18 protein-coding genes are annotated in these 16323 nt (G+C 34.8%); 4 read left to right on the top strand and 14 right to left on the bottom strand.

The genetic code is table 11. The features are described from left to right. Window positions 1-247 precede the first annotated feature (247 nt). The 7 genes from arsB to pyrE all read right to left on the bottom strand — a co-directional run bounded on the left by arsB (window position 248) and on the right by pyrE (window position 4483). Window positions 248-1315, bottom strand: coding sequence for an ACR3 family arsenite efflux transporter (arsB, locus tag BLR17_RS08335; RefSeq protein WP_066324286.1), 1068 nt, complete (start codon window positions 1313-1315; stop codon window positions 248-250). A 2-nt stretch (window positions 1316-1317) separates the two neighbouring features. Further along, window positions 1318-1950: an arsenate-mycothiol transferase ArsC gene (locus tag BLR17_RS08340; RefSeq protein WP_066324288.1), complete on the bottom strand. Its 633-nt coding sequence runs from the start codon at window positions 1948-1950 to the stop codon at window positions 1318-1320. A gap of 38 nt (window positions 1951-1988) precedes the next feature. Beyond that, window positions 1989-2459 (bottom strand): DUF6428 family protein, encoded by a 471-nt coding sequence (locus BLR17_RS08345; RefSeq protein WP_066324290.1) that lies wholly within the window; start codon window positions 2457-2459, stop codon window positions 1989-1991. An 18-nt stretch (window positions 2460-2477) separates the two neighbouring features. Next, a complete protein-coding gene (locus BLR17_RS08350; RefSeq protein WP_066324292.1) occupies window positions 2478-2810 on the bottom strand; it encodes an ArsR/SmtB family transcription factor in 333 nt (110 codons plus the stop codon). Window positions 2811-2934: 124 nt separating this feature from the next. Beyond that, complete coding sequence (locus BLR17_RS08355; protein ID WP_066324295.1) at window positions 2935-3189, bottom strand: heavy-metal-associated domain-containing protein; 255 nt, start codon at window positions 3187-3189, stop codon at window positions 2935-2937. 237 nt (window positions 3190-3426) lie between these two features. Next, window positions 3427-3819, bottom strand: coding sequence for an orotate phosphoribosyltransferase (locus BLR17_RS08360; RefSeq protein ID WP_066324298.1), 393 nt, complete (start codon window positions 3817-3819; stop codon window positions 3427-3429). A 10-nt stretch (window positions 3820-3829) separates the two neighbouring features. After that, window positions 3830-4483 carry an orotate phosphoribosyltransferase gene (gene pyrE, locus BLR17_RS08365; RefSeq protein WP_066324301.1) on the bottom strand — a complete coding sequence of 218 codons (654 nt, stop codon included), beginning with the start codon at window positions 4481-4483 and terminating at the stop codon, window positions 3830-3832. A gap of 7 nt (window positions 4484-4490) precedes the next feature. Here pyrE and BLR17_RS08370 point away from each other — a divergent pair, with 7 nt between their 5' ends. Continuing rightward, on the top strand, window positions 4491-5096 hold the full coding sequence (locus BLR17_RS08370; protein WP_066324304.1) for an NUDIX hydrolase: 606 nt from the start codon (window positions 4491-4493) through the stop codon (window positions 5094-5096). A gap of 189 nt (window positions 5097-5285) precedes the next feature. Further along, window positions 5286-6638 (top strand): DEAD/DEAH box helicase, encoded by a 1353-nt coding sequence (locus tag BLR17_RS08375; RefSeq protein ID WP_066324307.1) that lies wholly within the window; start codon window positions 5286-5288, stop codon window positions 6636-6638. Between the two features lie 160 nt (window positions 6639-6798). On the opposite strand, the gene BLR17_RS08380 is transcribed toward BLR17_RS08375, so the two are convergent. The 4 genes from BLR17_RS08380 to BLR17_RS08395 all read right to left on the bottom strand — a co-directional run bounded on the left by BLR17_RS08380 (window position 6799) and on the right by BLR17_RS08395 (window position 9693). Then, window positions 6799-7377 (bottom strand): PhnA domain-containing protein, encoded by a 579-nt coding sequence (locus BLR17_RS08380; RefSeq protein WP_066324310.1) that lies wholly within the window; start codon window positions 7375-7377, stop codon window positions 6799-6801. Between the two features lie 122 nt (window positions 7378-7499). Then, window positions 7500-7955 carry a pantetheine-phosphate adenylyltransferase gene (gene coaD, locus BLR17_RS08385; protein ID WP_066324313.1) on the bottom strand — a complete coding sequence of 152 codons (456 nt, stop codon included), beginning with the start codon at window positions 7953-7955 and terminating at the stop codon, window positions 7500-7502. Window positions 7956-8021: 66 nt separating this feature from the next. After that, window positions 8022-8639 carry a hypothetical protein gene (locus BLR17_RS08390; protein WP_139068309.1) on the bottom strand — a complete coding sequence of 206 codons (618 nt, stop codon included), beginning with the start codon at window positions 8637-8639 and terminating at the stop codon, window positions 8022-8024. 82 nt (window positions 8640-8721) lie between these two features. Continuing rightward, entirely contained in the window at window positions 8722-9693 is a 972-nt protein-coding gene (locus BLR17_RS08395) for a D-alanine--D-alanine ligase (RefSeq protein ID WP_066324316.1), read from the bottom strand. Window positions 9694-9857: 164 nt separating this feature from the next. On the opposite strand from BLR17_RS08395, the gene BLR17_RS08400 reads away from it, so the two are divergent. After that, a complete protein-coding gene (locus tag BLR17_RS08400; RefSeq protein ID WP_066324435.1) occupies window positions 9858-10487 on the top strand; it encodes a PASTA domain-containing protein in 630 nt (209 codons plus the stop codon). Beyond that, a complete protein-coding gene (locus BLR17_RS08405) occupies window positions 10477-11520 on the top strand; it encodes an RluA family pseudouridine synthase (RefSeq protein WP_066324319.1) in 1044 nt (347 codons plus the stop codon). Before BLR17_RS08400 ends, BLR17_RS08405 begins: the two co-directional genes overlap by 11 nt. Window positions 11521-11592: 72 nt before the next feature. On the opposite strand, the gene BLR17_RS08410 is transcribed toward BLR17_RS08405, so the two are convergent. The 3 genes from BLR17_RS08410 to BLR17_RS08420 are packed head-to-tail and all read right to left on the bottom strand — an operon-like array spanning window position 11593 to window position 16054. Next, the gene (locus BLR17_RS08410) at window positions 11593-13236 is read right to left on the bottom strand and encodes an SGNH/GDSL hydrolase family protein (protein WP_169817137.1); all 1644 of its coding nucleotides are present in this window, start codon (window positions 13234-13236) and stop codon (window positions 11593-11595) included. Between the two features lie 8 nt (window positions 13237-13244). Beyond that, window positions 13245-14663: a family 43 glycosylhydrolase gene (locus BLR17_RS08415; RefSeq protein WP_066324326.1), complete on the bottom strand. Its 1419-nt coding sequence runs from the start codon at window positions 14661-14663 to the stop codon at window positions 13245-13247. Window positions 14664-14671: 8 nt separating this feature from the next. Further along, complete coding sequence (locus tag BLR17_RS08420; RefSeq protein ID WP_066324327.1) at window positions 14672-16054, bottom strand: glycoside hydrolase family 28 protein; 1383 nt, start codon at window positions 16052-16054, stop codon at window positions 14672-14674. Window positions 16055-16323: the final 269 nt, after the last annotated feature.

Below are 16323 nucleotides of genomic sequence, written 5' to 3' on the forward strand. Positions count from 1 at the left end.
TGTGAAAAGGAGAAGGTTAAAATGGAAAATCTGTAAAAAATGACGACTGTTTTTTTTAATTTCTAATCAATTTCTACCAGCTTGGCCTTTAAAAATGCTTTTTTTGGTTTTTTTGAGGTGAAAAAACGGCTTAAAAAGGAGGTTAGCATAAATTATAATGCGAAAAAGCATCAAAATAAGTTTGAAAATATACTTATTTTGATGCTTTTGTTAAATTTGAAATAAATGGAATCTTAAGTAAGATTACTTAAGTGTGTTGGAAATGTCTTTTTTGGAACCAAAAAGCAAGATTGACCAAAGCTATTAGTGCAGGAACTTCAACCAATGGACCTATAACTCCGGCAAAAGCCTGTCCGCTGTTGATTCCAAAAACACCAATGGCAACAGCAATAGCTAGTTCGAAATTATTTCCGGTAGCTGTAAAAGCAATTGCGGTACTTTTAGAATAATCGGCACCAAAATATTTTCCTGTAAAAAAACTAACAATAAACATTATGGTGAAGTAAATTACTAATGGAATTGCTATTCGTATTACATCCATAGGAATTTGAACAATCAAAGCTCCTTTTAGGCTGAACATTATAATAATGGTAAATAATAAAGCAATCAATGTAATTGGGGAAATAATTGGAACATATTTGTTTTGAAACCAATCTTCGCCTTTTAGGTGAATTAAAGTATAGCGACTGATGATTCCTAAAGCAAATGGAATTCCCAGATAAATGCCTACACTTTCTGCTATTTGTGCAATGCTGATGTTGACTTCAAAACCTGTGTATCCAAAATAAGGAGGAAGTATAGTGATGAAGATGTAAGCGTAAACACTATATAGAAGTACTTGAAAAATACTGTTTAACGCTATAAGTCCGGCTGCATATTCCCGGTTTCCATCGGCAAGGTCATTCCATACTACAACCATGGCGATACATCTTGCTAATCCGATAAGGATTACTCCAATCATGTATTCGGGATAATCATTTAGGAAAGTTAAAGCTAAAAAGAACATCAGGACAGGGCCAATAATCCAATTTAAAATCAATGAGGCGCTTAGGACTTTGGTGTTTTTAAACACCTTGCCCATTTGTTCGTATTTTACTTTGGCCAATGGCGGATACATCATTAATATTAGTCCAATTGCCAATGGAATATTGGTAGTTCCGTTTGAAAATGAATTAATAAAATTCCCGCTGGAAGGAATAAAATTTCCAATCCCTACTCCAATAGCCATAGCCAGAAAAATCCAAAGCGTTAAATAGCTGTCCAGAAAACTTAATTTTTTTCGGGCTACTGCCGGTGTACAATTGTTTGCTGACATACTTATTTTTTTATTTGTGAGAAAATATAAAAGAGTTCTGTTCCAATTTGGATACTTCTTTCTTCGTATTTTTCAGCTTGTTGAGGTGTATTGTCAAAAGCTTTTGGATCTTCAAAAGTTATTGGGATGCGTTTTTCGGCACCCGCAATAAAAGGGCAGCCCTGATCGGCACTGGAGCAGGTTAAAATTGCTGCAAATTCAGATTTTGGGTTGAATTCGTTATCAAAGGTTTTGGAAAATCCTATAATTGGATGTGCGTTTTCAGAGTATTTTATGGTGTAAATCGGATTGTTTCCTTCGGCAATAGTTTGGATTTGAAAACCTTGTTTTGCTAAAGTCTGTGCTGCAACCGGGAATAGTGCTGTTGCTTCGGTACCTCCAGAATAGCAAAATACATTTTTGATGTCATAATAAGCTGCCGCAGTTTGTGCCCAAACTTGCGACAAATGACTTCTTCTGGAATTGTGCGTGCAAATTAAATTCAGTCTGATTTCTTGCTGATTATTGTGTTTATTTTGGATAAAATCAATTAAAGGTTGTAAAACAAGTTTACGTTCTTCGGATATAGTTTCGAAATTAAAATTGTTGATTACTTTTTCTATTTCTGGAAATACGCTGGTTTGTATTGAAGTCATTTTCTAGATTTATTTGAGTTTAAATTTTAACAATATAATTAGCAGCAGCTTCCGCCTGGAGTGCAACAGTTAGTTTGGTTTTTTATTTCAGACAGTTTTATTTTTGGTTTAGCATTAGGAACTCCACATTGATCTGAAGCTAGACAAGCTGTTTTTTTGTTGAGTAAAAGAAAATTTTCTCCGTTAAAATCTAAGTCGTATTTGCCGATGGTTTCAGTTTGGTATTCTACTTCAATTTCGTAATCTTCAATTCCCAGTGTTTTTTCAGATAAAGAAATGATGTCTAAGAGTTTTTTCGGTTTTAAGCGATGCTCAAAGTCATTAGCATTCCATAATTGGAAATTGATTGTTTTTTCATTTCGAATGGTTCCACCGCAGTCGATAAAGTTTTTGGTGATTAACCCAATTTCGGTTACATGGAAGTGTTCAGGAACCGGATTCCCGTTTTCCAATACAAAAGCAACATTTTCTAATGTGCTTAATATGTTTTTTATTTCTGATAGTTTCATGATTTTGTAATTTAAAAATTAACAACATTGATTTTTTTGATTTTCTAAATAGCTGTTAATGTGCTGGAAAAAATGCTTTATTTTGTTAAAACCATTTTCGTCAAGACAATAACAAATTGCGTTTCCTTCAAAATTACCTTTAATTAAGCCTGCATTTTTTAATTCCTTTAAATGTTGGGAAACAGTAGGCTGAGCCAGAGGTAATTCGTTTACAATATCTCCGCAAATACAGCTGTTTACTTTAATTAGATGCTGAATTATGGCTATACGAGCCGGGTGTCCCATTGCTTTGGTCAGGATGGCCAGTTCGTTTTGTTCGTCGGTAAAATAGGTTGTTTTAGTAATTCCCATCGCTATATATTTATATTGCAATATTACGATAATAAAATCAAATAAGTGTTATGTTTTAAAACAAAAATAACGTCTCAAAGGATTTTAGTATTCCAAAGAAACGTTGTTTTTTGATAGTGTAGTCTTATATAATCTCTTTAGGAATGGCGTGATAGCCAATGGATTTTACTGATTTTTCAACTTCTTCTACACTGATTACTTTGTTTGTAAATACAGTAAATTCTTTAGGGAAAATGGAATTGTTAATATGGACTTCGGTAATACCATCCAGGTCTAAGAGTTTGTTTTTTATTTCAACCAGCTCCATTTCTTCATTGGCATTAGTGCCAAAGACTTTTCCGTGTTCTCCGGGAATAATATTGTCTTTTAATAAGCTCATGATGAATCTGTTTAAATTAGTAATATTGGTTAAAAGCAACTTTGTGTATTAAATTTAAACATTTATCTTGTATTTTATTAGGATGTAAGTATTAAATTTTTGTTGATTTTTCAATTTTATTCATAATTCTTAATAAGAATCTGTGTTTTTAAGAAAACAAAAATGGTTGATACAGAATATAAAAAAAACGCCTCAAACTTGAGGCGTTTTTTATATGTGGGTTTGAAAAAACTTAAATCACAGTTTTGGGATATTATTGGCTAATGTTTCGATGAATTTTCCAATAGGACCTTTTACCATCATAGCCATCATTGGGTTGAAACTTCCTTCAAAATCTAGTTTTACTGCGCTTGAATTGGCAGAAATACTCTCGATATTTGTTATCAGAGTAAAAGGAACCTTATCATTTGCAGCGCCAAAAACAATTTTGTTGGGAGCTGTTTTTTCGGTTACTTTTAATTGAATTTCAGGCATTCCTTTTAGGCCAAAAAGAAAAGAATCGTCTCCAATTACTTCAAACTTAGCAATGTTTTCAGGCATTAATTTTTCGAAATTTTTCATTTCGGTTAATAAACCGAACAATTCTTCAGCCGATTTTTCAACGTTAACCTTAGGACTTTCTAAATTCATATTCATTGTTTTATTTAGTCTCTAACTGTCCCCAGGTCGACGGAGTAACACTCCATTCTCTTAAGGTGCTTTCTTCTTTTTCAGTAATGTAGTTTTTGGCTACAGCTAAATTCAAAAGATTTTGATAATTACTTAAAGTGTATAAGTCTAATTTAGCTTTTTTAAAGTTTTCTTCGGCTACGTCAAATCCGTAAGTGAAAATGGCTGCCATACCTTTAATATTGGCACCTGCAGCGCGCAAAGCTTCAACAGCAAGCAAACTACTGTTTCCTGTACTAATTAAATCTTCTACGACAACTACATTTTGTCCTTTTTGTAAAAAACCTTCCACCTGATTTTGACGACCGTGTTTTTTAGGTTCAGGACGCACATAAACAAATGGTAATCCCATGCTTTCAGCAACGAGCATACCAATTCCGATAGCTCCGGTAGCTACTCCGGCAATTACGTCTGGTTTTCCAAATTGTTTCTCAATGTGTTTTGCAAATTCATCTCTTACATAATTTCTTATGGCAGGAAATGAAAGTATTAGACGGTTATCACAATATATAGGTGATTTCCATCCTGAAGCCCATGTAAAAGAATTTTCAGGATTCAATTTAATTGCATTTATTTGTAAAAGCAATTCGGCTGTTTTTTCGGCTGTATCTTTATTAAAAATCATAGTACAAATGTATAAAGTTTTTGTGAACGACAAACCACTTTTTTTGACAAATAAAATCTCAAAAGAGACGGATTTTCAGTTGTTTTTATTGGAAAGTATTGATATCAAGCAAATTATAGTTAAAATTTTTCAAAATAAAATTCAAAAAGCCTATCTCTATCATCCTGATGAAAAGGAGATTATGAAAACCTTGAAAGCTAAAATTCCTGTGAATAAAGCCGGAGGAGGATTGGTTTATAATAAAAAAGGAGAGGTTTTGTTTATTTTTAGAAATGGGAAATGGGATTTGCCAAAAGGAGGTGTTGAAAAAAAGGAAGAAATCGAGCAAACGGCTGTTCGGGAGGTAGAAGAGGAGACAGGTGTAAATCAATTGAAGATTACAAATAAGCTTCAGAAAACCTACCATGTTTTTAAACGCAACGGGGTATATAAATTAAAAATTACGCATTGGTTCGAAATGTACTCTGACTTTGAAGGAACACCACAAGGGCAATTAGAAGAAGGAATTGAAAAAGTAGCCTGGGTTTCTCCTGCTGATATCCCGGAAGTGTTGAAAAATTCTTATGAGAATATCAAATTATTGTTCGAAGAAGAAAATATTATTAGAAGTTAGAAAGCAGTTTGCAGAAGACAGTCGGCAGAACGCAAAAAGAAAACATATTTCAGATTAGAAGTTTATATTTCTAATCTGATTTTTTTTTTACAGATAGTCTGCATTCCGCATTTTGCCAACTGCGTTCCGCTTTCTGAATTCTGCCTTCTTAAAACTGAAAACTGCTGACTAAAACATTACCTTTGCCGCATGAAAAAGAAATTACATTCCAATACTATACTTTTAAATTTAGGTATCGAAAGCCTGAATGAAATGCAGGAAGCAGCTCAGGAAACCATTCTGAATGAAAATAATGTTTTGCTGCTTTCGCCAACGGGTTCTGGGAAAACATTGGCTTTTTTACTGCCAATTTTAGAAATGCTTCAGCCTGAAATCCTTTCGGTTCAATGCTTGATTTTAGTTCCATCGCGCGAATTAGGTTTACAGATTGAGCAGGTTTGGAAAAAAATGGGAACTGATTATAAAGTCAATATTTGCTATGGTGGACATTCGATGGATACCGAAATTAAAAATTTAAGTAATCCGCCAGCTGTTTTGATAGGGACTCCGGGTAGAATTGCCGATCATATTGAAAGAGGAAGTTTTCGATTAGATAAAATTCAGACTCTGATTTTAGATGAATTTGATAAGTCATTGCAATTGGGCTTCCATGAGCAAATGTCTTTTATCATTGGTAAATTAGCTAAGGTAAACAAACGCGTTTTGGTTTCGGCAACTTCAGATATTGAGATTCCAAAATACACCAGAGTAGTAAATCCAACGGTTTTGGATTTTATTCCAGAAGAAGATGAAAAATCGACTAATCTTTCTGTAAAACTGGTTGTTTCTAAGGAAAAAGACAAGCTGAATACTTTATTTCAATTGATTTGTTCATTGAAATCAGAATCGGCAATTGTTTTTTGCAATCACCGTGATGCTGCCGAACGTATTAGTGATACGCTGAATGAAAAAGGTATTTATTCTACTTATTATCATGGCGGGATGGATCAGGAAGAACGGGAGCGTGGTTTGATTCAGTTTCGTAACGGTAGTGTAAGCTATTTAATTACGACTGATTTAGCAGCACGCGGACTTGATATTCCCGAAATGAATCACGTAATTCATTATCATTTGCCATTAAAAGAAGACGAATTCACACATAGAAACGGGCGAACCGCGCGTATGACTGCCACAGGAACAGCTTATATTATTGCACATGAATCCGAGAAAAAAATGGATTATGTCGATTATGAAAATCTGGAGGTTTTTTCAGTTGAAAATGCGAAATCCTTACCGAAGCCACCCCAATTCCAAACGATTTATATTAGTGGCGGAAAGAAAAACAAACTGAATAAAATTGATATTGTAGGGTTCTTTTCTCAAAAAGGGAAACTGGAAAAAGGCGATTTGGGATTAATCGAAGTGAAAGATTTTATTTCGTTTGCTGCTGTGAAATACAATAAAGTAAAAGATTTACTGCATCATATTAAGGACGAAAAAATGAAAGGCAAAAAATATAAAATTCAGGTTGCCCGAAATGTGATTAAGAAAGTGGAAGAATAGTGTTCAGTGTTCAGTCCCGATAGCTATCGGGATTAGTAATCAGTTTGTGAGGCACTACCAAATAAAGCATAAAAAAACGTTAGCAGAAATATATTTGCTAACGTTTTTTTTTATCTACAAAGTTTACTGACCACTAAAAAACTGATCACTGAACACTAAATTAGATTTTCTTCACGTATTGTGTAATAATTACAATTTGTTGTCCGTCTACTTTTCCTTCAATGTATTCGGCATTTTCATGGTCTAAACGAATGTTTCTCACGGCTGTTCCCTGTTTAGCAACCATGCTGGAACCTTTAACTTTTAAATCTTTTATTAAAACTACTGAGTCTCCGTGTTCTAAAATTACTCCGTTGCTGTCGCGGTGGATAATTTTATTTTCGTCGTCTTCACCTTCTCCGGTTGCTTTAGCCCATTCTAAAACATCGTCTTCAAGATACATCATATCCAGTAATTCCTGAGGCCAACCCGCAGCACGCATACGGCTCAACATTCTCCAGGCAACAACCTGAACAGGAGTGTGCTCGCTCCACATACTGTCATTTAAGCATCTCCAGTGGTTTAAATCTTCGTTGCCGGGATTTTCAATTTGTTCAACACAAGTCCCACAAGCTTGAATAGCTTCGTCAATACCTCCTTTTTTGGTAGGAAGCACTTGGTATACTTTTAAGTTTTCGGTTGCGCCACAAAGTTCACATTTACCACCACTGCGTTTATTTAATTCTCTATCTAAGCTCATTTTTTTATTTTAAGCGGCTAAGGTACTAAGAAAAATAAGTTTTTAAGTTTTTTTAGTCCTGAAATTCTGCTTTCTGTTTCCGATAGCAATCGGAACTGAATACTGAGACTGAACACTGATCACTATTTCACTCTCACCGCTTTTGGTACTAATAATTCGTATTCGCCACCATGGCGCAATACATCACGAACAATACTCGAACTAATATAAGAAGTACTGGCAGCAGTTAATAAAAATACGGTTTCGATTTTAGATAATTCTCTGTTAGTATGTGCGATGGCTTTTTCAAATTCAAAGTCGGCAGGATTACGCAAACCACGCAGAATAAAATTAGCACCAATTTTTTTACACAAATCAATCGTTAGTCCTTCATAAGTAATCACCGTAACCTTAGGTTCATTTTTAAAGGTTTCCTCGATGAAACGTTTGCGTTCTTCCAAGGGGAACATGTATTTTTTTTCGGCGTTGACTCCAATAGCAATCACGATTTCATCAAATAGTGGAATCCCTCTTTTGATAATGTCTTCATGACCTAAGGTTATAGGATCAAAAGATCCCGGGAAAATGGCTTTTCTCATTTTTTGAGTTACTAAGATTCTGGAAGGCTAAGTTACAAAGTTTTTTTAGGAATAGTCTTTATCCTTTTATTCTTTCCTTTTTATTGAAGTAATAATGTCTTTTTCAAATAATTCAATAAGTTCCTTTTTTGAATAGGCTTCTTTTTGGGTAGTGTAGTTTTCCGGAGTGTCTATATCATCAATATCAGAAGATAAATAGGATTTAAAATCATTTTCAGTAGTGTAAATACTGTCATGAGTGATTGTGTCAATTTTTAAGGTTGAATAATAACCCGTATCCAATTTTAAAACATAGACATCGCCAGTTGTAGGAGTGTTGATTCTTTCTTTTGTTAATTTGTCATTGTCAAAATAAGAGTTAATACTAAAAATGATAAGGCCTAATAGAATTACAATACCACTATAGGTCCACCAGGGTGTTTCGGCTTCTTTTATTTCTTTTTGATTTAGTATTTTTTGTTTTTCATTTTCTGAAAAATCTTCAAAATCAAATTCTTTATTACAATTGGAACATTCACATTCAAAAATTTTTCCAACTGCAAATAGTGGAATCATTGTGATATGAACATACTTAGAATAAATTTGGAAGTGCAGAGAGTCTTTGCATGAACAGTTTGTACAGTCTATGTCAGAAAGTTGACCTTCCTGAATTAGAGTTGTTTGAGTTCCAACAAGTACCATCATAAATATATACTGATTTTGAAGATGATGTTTTATTTTTTACCACAGCTTTAAATATTTCTTCAAAGCTGTGGCTAAAAAAAAATTAAGCTAGCGCCAACTCAATCGCATTAGTAAACAAGTCTTCTAATGAAATTCCGGCTACAGCAGCTTGTTGCGGAATCAAACTTTCAGTAGTTAATCCCGGAATGGTGTTCATTTCCAGCATGTGTGGCTCGTCATTCACTATGATAAATTCAGAACGGGAGAAACCTTTCATTTTCAATACTTCGTACGCACGTTTAGCGATAGCGCCTACTTTTTGAGTCATTTCGTCAGAAAGTCTTGCCGGAGTGATTTCCTTAGATTTTCCTTGGTATTTGGCTTCGTAATCGAAGAAATCATTCTCAGAAACAATTTCGGTAATTGGCAATACGATGATTTCTCCTTTGTAATTGATAACTCCTACTGAAACTTCAGTTCCGTCAAGGAAACTTTCGATGATGATTTCGTTATCTTCTTTGTAAGCTGTTTCGATAGCTACAGGTAATTCGGCTTCGGTTTTAACTTTCGAAATTCCAAAACTGGATCCTGCTTTATTAGGTTTTACAAAACAAGGTAAACCTACTTTATTGATAATTTCGGGAGTATTGATAACATCGCCTTGGTTTAAATAATAAGAAATAGCCGTTTTGATTCCATATGGTTTTAAAACGGATAATAAATCCCTTTTGTTAAAAGTTAAAGCTGCCTGGTAATAGTTACAAGCTGTTTGAGGAATATTTAGTAATTCAAAATAAGCCTGCATTAATCCGTCTTCACCCGGAGTTCCGTGGATAGCATTGAAAACACAGTCAAAACTGATTTTGTTTCCGTTTACGGTTACCGAAAAATCGTTTTTGTCAATTGGGAATTCGTTGTCGGCATCATCCACATAAACCCATTTTTCTTTGAAAATGTGGATGCGAAATCCGTTGTATTTTGATTTGTCTAAAAATTTGTAAACTACGTTACCGCTAATAAGTGAAATTTTGTATTCACTGGAATAGCCGCCCATGATGATGGCAATGTTTTTCATTTAGTCTCGTTATGTATGGTAAAAAATTGATTTTTGTTTTTGTTCCCAGTCATTGGGATAGATTCTCAACTTTAGCAATAGCGGTCGTTAAGACACATAAAACAAAATTATCATTTTTTTTGAAACGAAATAGCTTTATCTTTGCCACCTATAAAAATAAATATATGAGTTTACGTAAATATCTTACTAGTCGTGTGTTCTTTGGACAACTGTTTCTTGCAGCTTTGATTATTGCCGTTTTAGGTTATCTTTTTATGCATTGGTTGACTTTTACTACGGATCATGGACATGAAATTACTGTCCCTGATTTAAGAAAATTAACCGAAGAACAAGTAGAGGAAAAGTTAGATGAGTTAGACTTAGATTATGTATTACTTGATAGTGTAGATTACAGAGGGGATTATCCTAAATTTAGTGTGGTTCAGCAGGATCCTTTACCGGGAGAGAAGGTAAAAGAGGGGAGAAAAGTGTATATCAAGATTAACAGTTCCGGTTTTTCATCTGTGAAAGTGCCTGATTTGATTGAGAAGACCTATCGTGAGGCTGTACCAACATTAAAAGCATTAGGACTGGAAGAAGGAACCATTACTTATATTCCAAATCTTGGAAAAGATATGGTGCTGGAAATGCGCTATAAAGGAAGAAATATAAAACCGGGTGACAGAGTATTGAAGTCATCTAAAATTGACTTGGTTTTAGGAGACGGAAAAGCGAGTTACGAAGAAGATATAGCAACAGATACTATTGCTAATCCTAGCTCAACACCAACAGAAGAAGTACCAAATGAACAATAATATTGAGCCGATTGATTTAGAGGAAGAGGAATTATTTGAACATTATAAATTTGAAGTTCCTAAAGGACAGGCATTATTGCGTATTGACAAATATTTGATGGGGTTAATACCAAATGCTACCCGAAATAAAATACAAAATGCCGCTACCGAAGGCAATATTTTTGTCAATGATGCTAAGGTAAAATCCAATTATAAAGTAAAACCCTTTGATGTGGTGACTATTATGTTATCGCATCCGCCGTTTGAAAATCATGTACTTCCGGAAAATATTCCGTTGAATATTGTCTATGAAGATGATGCTTTGTTATTGGTTAACAAAGAACCGGGATTGGTGGTGCATCCGGGGCATGGAAATTACACCGGAACCTTGGTAAATGCTTTGGCTTTTCATTTTGAGAATTTGCCAATGAACAGCAGCGAGCGTCCGGGATTAGTACACCGAATTGATAAAGATACTTCAGGTTTATTGGTCATTGCCAAAACCGAAGCTGCTATGACACATTTGGCCAAACAATTTGAAGCTAAAACTACCGAAAGGGAATATGTAGCTTTGGTTTGGGGAAATGTTGCTGAAGAAAGCGGAACTATCGAAGGAAATTTAGCCCGTCATTTGAAAGACCGCATGCAAATGGCTGTTTTTGCCGATCCTGAAATTGGTAAACCGGCGATAACGCATTATAAAGTTTTAGAGCGTTTTGGGTACGTGACTTTGGTTTCCTGTATCTTGGAAACAGGTAGAACACACCAAATTAGAGCGCACATGAAACACATAGGACATCCGTTGTTTAATGATGAGCGTTACGGAGGTCATTTGATTTTAAAAGGAACTACGTTTACCAAATACAAGCAGTTTATAGAAAACTGTTTCAAAGCTCTGCCAAGACAGGCATTGCACGCTAAAACACTTGGTTTTGTACATCCAAATACCGGAGAAATGATGCGTTTTGATACCGAGCTTCCGGATGATTTTAAGGATTGTATCGAAAGATGGCGCAATTATTCGAAATCACATAATACAGAAGAAAACGAATAGTATTCATTCGCTTTAATAAACAAAAAGTCCCAATCTGAATAAGATTGGGACTTTTTTAGTTTTTGAAGATGATTATTTTTTTATTTTCTGAATCGTTTCAATGATATCAGCAGCGATAATTTCCTGACCGGAACCAGCCATGTGAATTCCGTCTTCAGCGTAATAATCCAAAATTCCTAAAAGCGGATGATAGACGTCGATAACAGCGAACTTTTTAGCTTGTGCAATGCTTGTAAACTGCGGAATTAATTGTTCAATGCGTTCGTTTCCGCCGTTGTATTTTTCAAGAACATTTTTTGTTCGCATTGGTGGAGGCGTTACATAAATGAATTTTGGTTTGGATTTTTTGCTTAACGGATGTTGCGTAATTTTGCTTAATAAAGTGTCAAAATTAGCTACTACTTCTTTTTGTTTATCAGCAAAATCTTTTTTGGTGTCGTTCGTTCCTAAACATACGATGATGAAATCGTATTTTTTGTTTCCAATTTTTGCATTAGCTTCGTTTAGATAATCATCAATATTAGCTAAAGCATTCAAATCTTTTCTGCCACCATTGTCAAAACCAATTGTTCGTCCGCTTTTTGAGATATTGACGATGTTGGCATTAGGCATCATTTTTTTCAATTGTGCTACCCAACCGGCTTTGATTTCGCCATTGGAATCTCCTAAAGTCAGAATGTTGTATTTTAAATTTATTGTGTTTTTAACGGGAATCAATCCTAAAGCCTGAGGGATTTGTTCATGGCCTCCTTCAAAAATTTTCAATTGAATGTTTCCAAATTCGCGGGATAAATAAATGTTTCGGTCAAACAACTTATTTTTTTTATCGAATGCAGGATTGTATTGTTTGGTTACTAAGCTGATGATTTCTTTTTCAGAAACTAAATCAGAATCATTTGAAGCTTTAGGCATAATTTCATCCAGTTTAGCCGAACCGTATTTTAATTCTCCCACTAAACGATTGTACATATTTATCGAATGCGTAATAGGCACCGAACCCGTATAACCATCGTGTATTCCTTCGTAAATGTATAACTTGGCATCTTTGCGTAAATCTTTTGGGAATGCTTGCAATAAAGGCGAACGACGTCGGGCTTCTTCAGTATTAAAAACAGTATCAGTTGAAGTTGCTTTAAGAATATCAGCCGCATATTTTTGTTTTCTGCCTTTTGATTCCCAATACCAGCTTTCTAAATCAGCAATAGGAGCCCAGGCCGAAAAAGATTTTACGGGATATTTAATATTCATATAAGCCGCCAAAGTAGCCAAACCTCCTCCGGAAACGCCTACAATATGAACGTCTTCCGGATCTGAATTGGAATTTTTTAACGCATACTGAATTGCATCTTCGATATCGGAAATTACCTTTGGGCTAACCATTGCATCCGATTTGTTATTAGCACCTCTAAAATCGGGATGGATGTAATTCCAGTCGCGAGCCAGAATTTCATTGCAAAGAGGATCTTTTTGGGTATAATCGCCACTCCAGGTATGCAAACTTACAATCAGTGGTTTTTTGGTTTTGCTTTTAGAAGAATAGAAATAGGCTTTTTGAGTTTTTCCATCTAAAGAAGAAGGAATTTCTACTTTTTGAAAAGCAGTATTCCAACTGTTTTTAGAAGTATCATCCCAGACAGGATCTGCCTGAGAAAACAGATTCAGCATTGGGAAAATGATGAAAAAGCCAATTAAAATAGATTTTATGGGTTTACGCATTTTACACATTAGTTTTTAACTATTATTTTATCTACTGAAACAAAATCTCCTGTACTACCAAATCCGGTTCCATCTTTTTTGTACCAATTGCCATGCTTTCCTAAAACGGTTACAACAAATTTATAATTGCCTTTTTTCAACACCGGACTTAAATATTTCAATGAAGATTCGGCATATTTACAATACATTTCAATCTGATGGGATTGAATGATTTTTTCATTAGCATCCAGAATTTCAATTAGCGCATAGCCTCCATTGGGACGGGAAACACCATATAAAGCAATTTGAGTTCCTGTGAAATTTATTGAAAAAGAAGCGCCATTTACATCGGAACTGTTATCAGCAAAAGAATCTTTTAATTCGGATTTTTTCCAATTCTTAGAATAGCTTATTTCTTTTGCTGTATTTGGGATTGCTTTTCCTTTTAGTTTTAGAGTTGACCATTCTCCTGTTTTCAGATTAATTTGCCAATTTTCTTTATAATCGGCTAAGAAAATCGAATCGTTTTTTATCGTTAACGGTTGCCATACATAAGTAGCCGCCGATTTTTGATGCGGAAATGCCCAACGATCGCCCATGAATAAATAGGAGGTGTCTTTTGAACCTGTTATAGGAAGTACAAATGTGGTTTGTGAATTCCAGGTAAGTGTATTTTTAGGCGCAAAATTCCCTTGTGATTTCCAAGGTCCTTTTAAAGAATTCGCGGTAAAATAATAATTATCGTTTCGTTCCCAGGAAGTCAAACTCGAACCCAGCCAAAAATAAGTGCCATCTTTTTTGAAAATTACAGGTGCTTCACATTGCCCGGTCATATCTTTCACTACCTGCTCGGTAACGCTTTTATAATCATCACTCAGTTTGTACAAATTTCCGGAATGCGTAATGATATAACCGCTGCCATCAGTATCCTGAAAAGTGCCCATATCCCATTTTTTGATAGGTTCGCCATTAAACAAAATTGGTCCCTGAAAAGTATAAACACCATTAATGGTTTTCGATGTAGCATAGCCTACACATTGGTCTTTGTATTTTAAGTCGTCGGTGTGCATGTACATGATGTATTCGCCGGTTTTAGGGCATTTCATCACTTTTGGTCTTTCGCCAATTCTGCCAGGCCCCAGTTTTCCGGATTCCTGAACCGGAAGTGCTATTCTTTCAAATTTCCAGTTGTATAAATCATCAGAAGAATAACAGCTAAAACCCGTAAAGTCAATTATTGAATCACTTTTGTATTCGCCAAACATATAATATTTTCCGTTGTCTTTTACAATATTTGCTCCGTGTGCGCTCACCACATTTCCATTGTTGTCAAACCAGGGAGTTCCGGAATAAATAGCATCGATTTTGCCTTTTTGGGCTGTCGCCAAAGAAAAAATGCCAATAAAAATCAGTGCAAAAAAAGCCTTTTTATAATTGTTTAAGAACATAGATTTAATTATTTAGTCTTAGGAGAAACGTTAAAATTAATTACATTCTCATTGATGTGTTTTTGACTATCCTCAACCTTGTCTGCCGTTACATTTTTCAAAAAGATATTTTTGATGGGCAATTCTTTTTCTCCTTTAATTCTGGAAATGAATTTTACGTTTTTAGCATGAACATTGGTCAAATAAACATCCGAAATAGGAGTTAGGCGGCGTTCTACTGTTGGAACTAAATTTTTCCATTGGTACAATACATCCGTTTCAATGCCCAATATTCCAAAATCAAGTTTACTTCCTTTGATGTTTTGAACGTAAATATTTTTCACATAACCGCCCATGCGTTCATTGGTTTTAATAAATACCAGATTGAACATTTTTGCTCCATCCAGCACTTCGCAGTTATCAATAAAAACATTTTCTATTCCGCCGGACAATTCACTTCCTACAGCTAATAACTGATGCCCGTTTTTAATGGTGCAATTTCTAATGATTAGGTTTTTGGTTGGCGTTTTAGAGCGCCATCCTTCGGGATTTCTGCCCGATTTTACAGCTATAGCATCATCTCCCTGATCAAAGGTTACGTTTTCTACTAAGATATTCTGACTCATTTCAGGGTCAAAACCATCGTTGTTATGACCATGTGCATAGATATTTAGATTTCGAACAATAATATCTTTTGAAAGATACATGTGAACGGTCCAGAACGGACTATTGGTAATTGAAATTCCGTCTAATAAGATGTTTTCGCTTCGGTTAAACTGGATAAATTGCGGACGAAGATTAGCCGTATCGTTTACCATTACGCGTTGTTCAACAGGAACATTCTGACCAGATAGATTGTACAGTCTTTTTAAACTATTCATATGACCCGCCGGACGTCCAGCCCATTTTTTCCAAAAATCCATTTTTGCCTTAATACCGCCTTCGCCTGTAATGGCAATATTTTTACATTGGTAGGCATAAATTAACGGTGAATAATTGTAGCATTCCAGTCCTTCCCAGGTAGAATGTACAGCAGGTAAATAATCGTTTGGATTGTCTGAGAAAAGCAGTAAAGCCCCTTTGTTTAAGTGTAGATTAACATTGCTTTTAAAATGGATTTTTCCTGTTTCCCATTCTCCTTCAGGAATAACAACTGTTCCGCCTCCGGCTTTGTTTGCTTCATCGATGGCTTTTGCAATCGCTTGAGAAGTTTTGTCTTTATCTCCTTTAATAGCACCAAAATCGGTAATTAAGAATGAGGCGCATTTACTGAAATCGGGTGTTTTAATTTTAGTGGTTCCAAAAGGCGCTTTGACTTTAGTTTCCTTTTGAGATACTTTCGGGGGCTCAATTTTGAAAGCATAAAGGGAAACTGAAAGAATTAAAGTGGCACACAGAATAAAATTTTTCATTTATAGGTTATTTGGTTGGTTGTAAATGTGTTGTTTTTTATCGTCTGATTTTTGAGAATCTGACAAATATATAAAACAGATTATAACCGAGTATCCTGATTGTGTACAGACAGTTGTGAGAATTGTTTTTTCTGATTTTTTAAAAAAATTAAAGGATTTTTTAGGATTTTACTGTTTTTAATTAAAAAGACAAATCAGATTATATGAGCAAAAATGAGCAAAGATGTTTTTGGCATTTGTTTTTGGTTAAAATTCTAATGTTTTTCTCG

The organism is Flavobacterium glycines (genome assembly GCF_900100165.1).
Classification (GTDB): Bacteria; Bacteroidota; Bacteroidia; order Flavobacteriales; family Flavobacteriaceae; genus Flavobacterium; species Flavobacterium glycines.